General features: G+C 64.0%; 7 protein-coding genes. 6 read left to right on the top strand and 1 reads right to left on the bottom strand.

From position 1 onward, the window contains the following. Positions 1 to 113: 113 nt before the first annotated feature. Positions 114 to 1,880 (bottom strand): phosphoenolpyruvate carboxykinase (GTP), encoded by a 1,767-nt coding sequence (locus tag ACTNAU_RS13175; protein ID WP_256136527.1) that lies wholly within the window; start codon positions 1,878 to 1,880, stop codon positions 114 to 116. Positions 1,881 to 2,171: 291 nt separating this feature from the next. Between ACTNAU_RS13175 and ACTNAU_RS13170 the strand changes: the two genes are divergently transcribed. The 6 genes from ACTNAU_RS13170 to ACTNAU_RS13145 all read left to right on the top strand — a co-directional run bounded on the left by ACTNAU_RS13170 (position 2,172) and on the right by ACTNAU_RS13145 (position 8,180). Then, positions 2,172 to 2,876: a hypothetical protein gene (locus tag ACTNAU_RS13170; RefSeq protein WP_441098672.1), complete on the top strand. Its 705-nt coding sequence runs from the start codon at positions 2,172 to 2,174 to the stop codon at positions 2,874 to 2,876. Positions 2,877 to 3,807: 931 nt separating this feature from the next. Next, positions 3,808 to 4,428 (top strand): DUF1847 domain-containing protein, encoded by a 621-nt coding sequence (locus ACTNAU_RS13165; RefSeq protein ID WP_441098671.1) that lies wholly within the window; start codon positions 3,808 to 3,810, stop codon positions 4,426 to 4,428. Between the two features lie 141 nt (positions 4,429 to 4,569). Next, positions 4,570 to 5,379: a nucleoside phosphorylase gene (locus tag ACTNAU_RS13160; protein ID WP_441098670.1), complete on the top strand. Its 810-nt coding sequence runs from the start codon at positions 4,570 to 4,572 to the stop codon at positions 5,377 to 5,379. A gap of 3 nt (positions 5,380 to 5,382) precedes the next feature. Next, the gene (locus tag ACTNAU_RS13155; RefSeq protein ID WP_441098669.1) at positions 5,383 to 6,153 is read left to right on the top strand and encodes a phosphorylase family protein; all 771 of its coding nucleotides are present in this window, start codon (positions 5,383 to 5,385) and stop codon (positions 6,151 to 6,153) included. Next, positions 6,146 to 7,459, top strand: coding sequence for an amidohydrolase family protein (locus ACTNAU_RS13150; RefSeq protein WP_441098668.1), 1,314 nt, complete (start codon positions 6,146 to 6,148; stop codon positions 7,457 to 7,459). The genes ACTNAU_RS13155 and ACTNAU_RS13150 overlap by 8 nt, the downstream gene beginning before the upstream one ends. After that, on the top strand, positions 7,446 to 8,180 hold the full coding sequence (locus ACTNAU_RS13145) for a GntR family transcriptional regulator (RefSeq protein ID WP_216401781.1): 735 nt from the start codon (positions 7,446 to 7,448) through the stop codon (positions 8,178 to 8,180). Before ACTNAU_RS13150 ends, ACTNAU_RS13145 begins: the two co-directional genes overlap by 14 nt. The last annotated feature ends 56 nt before the right edge of the window (positions 8,181 to 8,236 follow it).

The following is an 8,236-nucleotide window of genomic DNA, read 5'->3' as shown; positions in this document are numbered from 1 at the left end:
CCCCCGGCGAAACCCCCCCCCGGGCCCCGTTTCCGTCCCCTTTTGGGGGGCGAGGGATACAAAAAGGGCCTGCGCAATTTTGCGCAGGCCCTTTGTCGCACGAAAGGGGAAGGTTACTTGTTCAGGTTCTCCTCCAGGATCTCCAGCTGGTGAGCCAGCTCCTTGGGCAGGTGATCGCCGAACTTGCCGTAGAACTCGTGAATGCCCTTGGCCTCCTCTTTCCAGAGGTCCACATCCACGCTCAGCAGGCCCTTCAGGGTCTCCAGGTCGATGTCCAGGCCCTCGAGATTGATGTCCTCGGGCTTGGGCTCGTAGCCGATGGGGGTCTCAACGGCGTCGGCCTTGCCGTCGCAGCGGTTGATGATCCACTCCAGCACCCGCATGTTGTCGCCGAACCCGGGCCAGATAAAGTGGCCTTCGTCGTCGGTGCGGAACCAGTTGACGTTGAAGATCTTGGGGGCCTTGTCGCCCAGCTTCTTGCCCATCTCCAGCCAGTGGGCAAAGTAGTCGCCCATGTGGTAGCCGCAGAAGGGGAGCATGGCCATGGGGTCGCGGCGGACCACGCCGACAGCGCCGGTGGCGGCGGCAGTGGTCTCAGAGGCCATGATGGAGCCGACGAAGACGCCGTGCTCCCAATCTCTGGCCTGGTAGACCAGGGGAGCGGTCTTGGCGCGGCGGCCGCCGAAGACGATGGCGGTCACCGGCACGCCCTCGGGGTTGTCGAACTCAGGGCTGATGCAGGGGCAGTTGATGGCGGGGGCGGTGAAACGGCTGTTGGGGTGTGCGCCCTTGACGCCGCTCTCGGGATCCCACTTGTTGCCCTTCCAATCCAGGGCGTTTTTCGGCGGGTTCTTGTCCAGGCCCTCCCACCAGACGGTGTTCTCGTCCAGGTTGTGTACCACGTTGGTGAAGATGGTGTCTTTCTGGGTGGAGATCAGGGCGTTGGGGTTGGACTTCATGTTGGTGCCGGGGGCGACGCCGAAGAAGCCGTTCTCCGGGTTGATGGCCCACAGGCGACCGTCGTCGCCGATGCGCATCCAGGCGATGTCGTCGCCGACGGTCCAGACTTTGTAGCCCTTCTGCTGGTAGAGCTCGGGGGGGATGAGCATGGCCAGGTTGGTCTTGCCGCAGGCAGAGGGGAAGGCGGCGGTCACGTACTTGACCTCGCCCTGGGGGTTCTCAAGACCCAAAATGAGCATGTGCTCGGCCATCCAGCCCTCGTTTTTGCCCTGGAAGGAGGCGATGCGCAGGGCAAAGCACTTTTTGCCCAGCAGCACGTTTCCGCCGTAGCCGGAGTTGATGGACCAGATGGTGTTGTCCTCGGGGAAGTGGACGATGTAGCGCTTCTCCTCGTCGATGTCGGCTTTGGAGTGCAGGCCGCGGACAAAGTCGTTGGACTCGTCGCCCAGGTGATCCCAGGCGGCCTGGCCCATGCGGGTCATGATGGCCATATTCAGCACCACGTAGGTGGAGTCGGTCAGCTCGACGCCGACTTTGGACAGCTTGGAGCCGACGGGGCCCATGCAGTAGGGGATGACATACATGGTGCGGCCCTTCATGACGCCGTCAAACATGGCGCCCAGCTTCTCGTACATGACCTTCGGGTCCTCCCAGTTGTTGGTCGGACCGGCATCCTCTTTGTTGCGGGTGCAGATGAAGGTGCGGCCCTCGACACGGGCCACGTCGTTTTCAGCGGTGCGGTGAATATAGCAACCGGGGAGTTTTTCCTCGTTGAGCTTGACCATCTCGCCGGTGGAGACGCTCAGCGCGCGGATCTCTTCGAGCTGCTCCTTGCTGCCGTCGATCCAGACAACCTTGTCCGGCTTGCACAGCGCAACCATCTCGTCGACCCAGTTCAAGACATTCTTGTTGTTCGTCATAGGTGATATGCCCCTTTCTAAAGTGCGGTTTCGGTTGTAAAAAAACAACTTTTCCTGTTTACCATTATAGCGAAGAAAAAGCGAGATTTCAACTTGAAAACGCCGTTTTATTAGGTGAATTTGCATAATTATAGGAATTGCACATTGTGGTAAACGACGAATATGACGGTCATTGACAGAAAATTAACAGCATTCAAAAAATGCTTCTGGCTTTTTGGGGGCGTCTGTGATAAACTAAAAGTTATCGAAAAAACACAGGCGGCCAGGCCCGCCCTGCAAGGAGGACAACCCGTGCTACCCATTTTGTTGGCCGTTGCCATGGCCGCCCTGGGCTATCTCACCCAGACGGGCAAACTCACCCTGTTTGTCACCTACTACAACCCCGACCTGAGCGAAGAAGAGATGCAGGAGATGGAAGGAAAGCGAAAGGCCAGCGCCGTGCGCAGCCTCTACCTCATGGGGGCGGCCGCCGCCGTCTCGGGGGTGCTCTCCCTGTGCAACCTCTACTTTTATAAAGAGCTGTTCATGGGCATCTACCTGGGGCTGTTTGTCCGCTTTCTCTGCAAGACCTTTGTCAGCGCCGGCACAAAGACCATGAAGCTGGTCTTTGTGCTGGCGGGCATCCTCACCGGGTTTCTCTACTTCTCGGTCAGCTTTACCTTTGCCTTTTCCCCCAACAGCTACGCCGTGCAGGACGGCACCTTGGTGATCGCCGGGGGCGAAAAGGGGGAGGTGCCCCTCTCTGGGGCCAAAATCACCCTGCAGAGCGAGCTGCCCCAGCGCCAAAAGGCCGAGAGCCAGGTGAAGGAGTTCAACGGCACCTTCCGCGGCCAGTACCTGCTGGCAAACGGCGAGAGCGCCCACCTCTACCTCAACGGCGGCAGCGGCTGCGCCGTGCGGCTGGAGGGGGAGAGCGGCATCTACTACTTCACCGGCGCCAGCGACGAGGAGACCAAGGAACTCTACGCCCTCCTGGGGGGCACCATCGTAGAATAGACGCCCAGTGCGTGGGGGAGGCCGGCCGCAAGGCCGGCCTCTCTTTTTGTAAAATGGGCAGCGGCAGGGAAAATAGGCGGAGTAAGAGAAAAAATAGCAGGCGCCCCTTTCGGAACAGGCGGCCCAGTTGTGGGATGGGGCCGTCGGGTGCGCCCGCTGAAGCGGGTTTGGGCGGCGCGCTGGCCACCGTGAGCGCGGCGGCACAGGGCAAGGCCTCCAGAAAAGAGCCTGGGGCGGGCCTTTGCCGCCTCGGGAGCGAGCATCGAGCGCCGGCCGCCGGGGGAGGACTGCCCCCTGTCGGTGGGCATGCCCTGTCCCCTTTACCGCTGGGGGGCCGAGTGGGGCTGGCGACAGCTGATTAGAAAAAACGGAGAGACCGCCAAGGCCCCGGACAGCAGACCGTGAGCAGAGCGGGGCCACCCCGGCCCCGGCGCGGGGCGGCTGTAGACAGCGCCTCATCCCCCGCCCTGGTCGCCTTCTCCCCTGCCACAAACGGGAGGGGCCCAGGGGCGTGCCGGCCGGCAGGGGAGGGAGCTTGCAGACAGCGCTTCTCCCCCCGCCCTGGTCGCCGTCTCTCCTGCCGCAAACGGGGGGCTGGGGCGTGCCGGCCGGCAAGGGAGGCTTGCAGATAGTGCTTCTCCCCCTGTTCTGACAGCCATCTCTCCTGCTGCAAACGAGGGAATCAGGGACGCGCCGGCTGGCAGGGGAGGGAGCTTGCAGACAGTGCCTCTCCCCCTACCCTGATCGCCGTCTCCCCTGCCACAAACGGGAGGGGCCCAGGGGCGCGCTGACCGGCAGGCGAGGGGACTTACAGGGCCTGGGGTCGCCATCTAAATTCCCGATGGGAAAAGCGATTGCTTCTCCGCCCGGGTCGGGGTATCATGGGGGAGAGGGCCCGCAAGACCGCCGGCCCGCAGAGAGGAGAGATATTGTGTACTACACCTGTGGAAGTTGCACCGTTCACGGCTGCCAGTCCGGCGACTTTGAAAAGCTGCCCAAAAACTGTCCCATCCGCAACACCCCGCTGATGGAGGCCGCCTTCGCCGAGTACAGCGAAGAGGAAAACCACAAGTTCTACCTGGAGAGCTCCAAGATCGAGGCCACCGGCTACGGCCGCTGGCCCCGGGTGCGGGAGATCACCGAGTTTTGCAAGGCCATGGGCTACCAGAAGCTGGGGGTGGCCTTCTGCGGCGGCCTGAAGGAAGAGGGGCGGATCGCCTGCGAGATCTTTCGCGCCCATGGATTCACAGTGGTGTCGGCCATCTGCAAGGCCGGCGGGGTGCCTAAGGAACAGGTGGGCCTGGGAGAGGAGGACAAGGTCCACCCCGGTCAGTTCGAGCCCATGTGCAACCCCATCGCCCAGGCCATGCTCTTAAATGAGCAGCAGACCGAGTTCAACATCGTCATCGGCCTCTGTGTGGGGCACGATTCCCTCTTTTACAAATACGCCCAGGCGCCCACCACCACCCTGGTCACCAAGGACCGGGCCCTGGCCCACAACCCGGCGGGCGCCCTCTACTGCGCCCACTCCTATTTTAAAGACAAGGTCTAGCGCCGTTCCCAAGCCGCTGCCCCCCTGGGCGGCGGCTTTCTTTGTTCTGATTTTGATAAATTGCATATAAAATTGATATTGACTGATTGAAATATATAAAATATAATGGTGATAACATAAGTGAAGAGTGGAGGGATCGGTTTGCGTTATTACCAGAGCAAACCCGACTGGGACGAGACGGTGCGGCTGCGCCACATCGGCCTTGCGCGGGGAGAGGTGGCGCCGGCGGTGCTGATGCCGGGGGACCCGGGCCGGTGCGAGGCGATGCAGAGGTTGTTTGCTGCGCCCCATTTTGTGGGGCAGCGCGGCGCCTTTGCCACCTATACGGGGGAGACTTCGGGGGGCGCGCCCATCTCGGTCATGTCCTCGGGGATGGGTTGCATGAACGTCTCCCTGGTACTGGAGGAGCTCTCGCATCTGGGGGTGGACACGGTGATCCGGGTGGGGACCGGCGGGGCGGTACAGCTCCCCTTCTCCCCGGGGACGCTGGTCATCGCCACCGGCTGTGTCCGGGGAGAGGGGGCCTCGCAGGAGTACCTGCCCCCCGAGTTCCCCGCTGTGGCCGACTACCGGGTGGTGAGCGCCCTGCGCCGGGCCTGCCGGGAGCTGGAGGAGGAGCCGGTGGTGGGCCTCTACCGCTCGCACGACTGCTTTTATATGGAGTCCCCCGGGGCACACCCCGGCCTTTTTGAGCGCATTCAAATCTGGCGGGACACCAATGTGCAGCTGCTCGAGAACGAGAGCGGCACCCTGTTTTCCCTGGGGCACCTGCTGGGGATCAAGACCGGCTCCATCTGCATCGCCATGGGCAGTCTCTTTGACGAGCACCGGGAAGAGGCGCTGGCGGCCGCCGCCCAAAAAGACCCCCAGTGGCTGCAACGGCGGGTGGAGGTCGCCACCAGGGCGTCGATGCGGGCCGTCGAACTGCTGCGAGAGGGAGAGGGGGAGTAGACCGTGCCGTTTGCCAGCAAAAAATTGATGGACGAGAGGGGCAAGATCCACCATCTGGGCCTGGGGGTGGGAGAGGTGGCCCCGTCGGTGATCCTGACTGCGGAGATGGAGCAGGTCCCGGTGATCGCTGGGCTGTTGGAGGGCGCCGTGGAGACCGGCCGCAACCGGGAATACCTGACCTACACGGGGACGGCGGGCGGGGTGCCCGTCAGCGTCATGTCCACCGGGAACGGGTGCATGCCCATGGCCATTGCCGCGGAGGAGCTTTTTCACCTCGGCTGTACCGCCCTGCTCAAGGTGGGGGCAGGCTTTGCCCTGCAGCCCGGCTGTGCCCCGGGCGCGCTGCTGACGGCCACCGCGAGCGTGCGGGGAGAGGGGACCGTCAGGGAGTATGTGGGCCCCGAATATCCCGCCGTCAGTGACCCGGAGCTGTGGGAGGAGATCTTGGCCGCGGCGGGGGAGCGGGGGGAGCGCCTTCGCTCGGGCATCTTCCGCAGCCACGACGCCTACTACCTGGAAAGCCCCTTTGCCCCGGATGGCGGGGAGCGAGCGGCTCGGTGGCGCGCCCTCGGGGTGGAGCTGATCGAGCACGAGACCTCCGCCCTGTTTGTGTTGGGCACCATTTTGGGGATGCGGACGGGGGCCCTCTACGTGGCAAAGGGCAACCTGTCGGGGGGCGACGCCCTTTCACCGGCGCAGTTGGAGGGGCGGCTGCACACCTGTTACGAGATCGCCGTGCGGGCGATAGAGAGGATGGCGAAGAGAGATGGATAGGGGAACACTGCTCATAAAAAACTGCAAGCTGGCTCGGTTCGACGACCTGACGGCGGCGGATGCGGACATCCGCATCGCGGACGGAAAAATCGCCGCGATCGGCCCCCTGACCCCGGGGGAGGGGGAGACGGTGCTGGAGGCGGGGGGGATGCTCTGCATGCCGGCCTTTGTGGACACCCACACCCACCTGGTGCAGTCCCTGCAAAAGGGGCACATGGACGGGCTGGCCATCACCAACTGGCTGGTGAAGATGCTCACCACCGAGCAGAGCTTGAGCGAGGAGGAGTACTTTTACGGCACCCTTCTGGGCCTTTTGCAGGGGCTGCGCTTTGGGGTGACCACCTTTCACGACATGATCCAATACCCCTGGGTGGATGCCGCCGCCGAGGCGTACAACAGGGCGGGGCTGCGGGTGGTGATGGGGCTGGGCGCCACCGATGTCGCCGAGAACGAAAAGACCTACATGGTGGGGCTGGACAACTCCTTGCGGCAGGCGGAGGACATCTACACTCGCTTTCACAACACGAACGGCGGCCTGATCCGGACCGATGTGGCACCGCTGGGGCTACCCGCCTGCAGCAAGGAGCTGATGCAGGCCCTCAAGGCCTTCTCCCGGGATCGGGGACTCACCTTCCACACCCACCTGGCGGAGGGGCGGATGGAGACGGAGCAGATCCGCGCCCGCACCGGCTGGGGCGAGGGGGAGGCCCTCTACCGCTACGGCATCCTGGACGAAAAGACCATCCTCGCCCACAGCATCTGGCTGGAGGAGCGGGAGCTGGACATGATTGCCGAGAGCGGGGCCACCGTCGCCCACTGCCCCTGCACCAACATGAAGATCAGTGACGGCATCCCCCCCATCGACCGGATGGCGGCCAAGGGGGTGCACCTCGCCCTGGGGTGCGACGGCGAGGCGTCCAGCTCCAACCGGGACATGGTGCGGGAGATGCACGCCGGGGCGCTGCTGCAAAAGGTGGTCACCGGCCGGCCGCAGGCCCTGCCGGAATCCCTGTGCTACCGGATGATGACCGAAAACGGCGCCCGCGCCCTTGGCTTTGACGACCTGGGCCGGGTGGCGGTGGGCAACCGGGCAGATTTGATTTTGGTGGACATGCAGGAGGTCTCCCTGGTGGGGGAGGAGACACAGCTCTCCAACTTCCTGCACGCGGGCACCGGTTTTCAGGTGGACACGGTGCTGGTGGAAGGGGCGGTCCGCCTACGGGGCAAGCAGTTTGTGGACATCGACGCCGAGGCGATCATGGCCAGGTGCGAACAGGTGATCAGGGGGATCTATGAGAGACAGTGAACTGCAGAGACTGCGTCTGGACGAGGTGGACCGCACCCCCCTCTACCTGTTGGCCTACCGCAGGCTGCGGGAGCTGATCGCCTCCGGCGCGTTTGCCCCGGGCGAAAAGCTGATGAGCGAGGCGAAGCTGGCCGAGGCGATGGGGGTGGGGCGGACCTCCCTGCGCACAGCGCTGGTGCTCCTGCAAGAGGACGGCTATGTCAGCACCCGCCACGGCAGCGGCACCTTTGTCACCCAGCGGCTGCCCAGCCCGGAGGACGCGGCCCCCGCCGCCTGCCTGACGGTGCGCGAGCGGCTGGAGCGGTTACACCTCCCTCTGCAGGTGCAGCCCGGCCCGGTCCGGCTCGGCCAGCGGGACGACTTTTTGGACAGCCAGTTGGAGGCGGGCGGCGAGAGCCTTGCCATGGTGCCGGCTGCCTACTTTTTGGACGGCCAACTGGCTGTGGAGAGCCAGCTCTACGCCTGTGAGCGGGTGGCCCGCTCCCTCGCGGAGCTGGAACTGCTCTTTCACACCCGGGTGGATCACCTGACCAGCAGCTTTTCGGTCACCCATTTAAAGGGGGTGGAGTTTCACCACTCGCCCCTGTGGGGGGAGAAGCCGGCGCTGCTGATCTCCTCTCTGTGGTTGAGCGCGGACAACCGGCCGATCTGCTTTGAAAAGGACTATGTGGACACCGACGTCTTTCGCTACAAGATCCGCCTCGGCAGACAGTCCCCGTAGACAAAAAAGAGAGAGGGGGGGGGGGGGGGGGGGGGGGGGGGGGGGGGGGGGGGGGG

Origin of the sequence: Bittarella sp. HCP28S3_D9 (assembly GCF_052065655.1) — a bacterium.
In the GTDB taxonomy this organism is placed as follows: Bacteria; Bacillota; Clostridia; order Oscillospirales; family Ruminococcaceae; genus Bittarella; species Bittarella massiliensis.
Note: the sequence above shows the minus strand (reverse complement) of the source record. Positions and strands in the feature narration are given on the sequence as shown.

Coding starts and splice junctions, on each gene's coding strand:
- ACTNAU_RS13175 (WP_256136527.1), bottom strand. CDS start 1,880: ATGACGAACAACAAGAATGTCTTGAACTGGGTCGACGAGATGGTTGCG.
- ACTNAU_RS13150 (WP_441098668.1), top strand. CDS start 6,146: ATGGATAGGGGAACACTGCTCATAAAAAACTGCAAGCTGGCTCGGTTC.
- ACTNAU_RS13145 (WP_216401781.1), top strand. CDS start 7,446: ATGAGAGACAGTGAACTGCAGAGACTGCGTCTGGACGAGGTGGACCGC.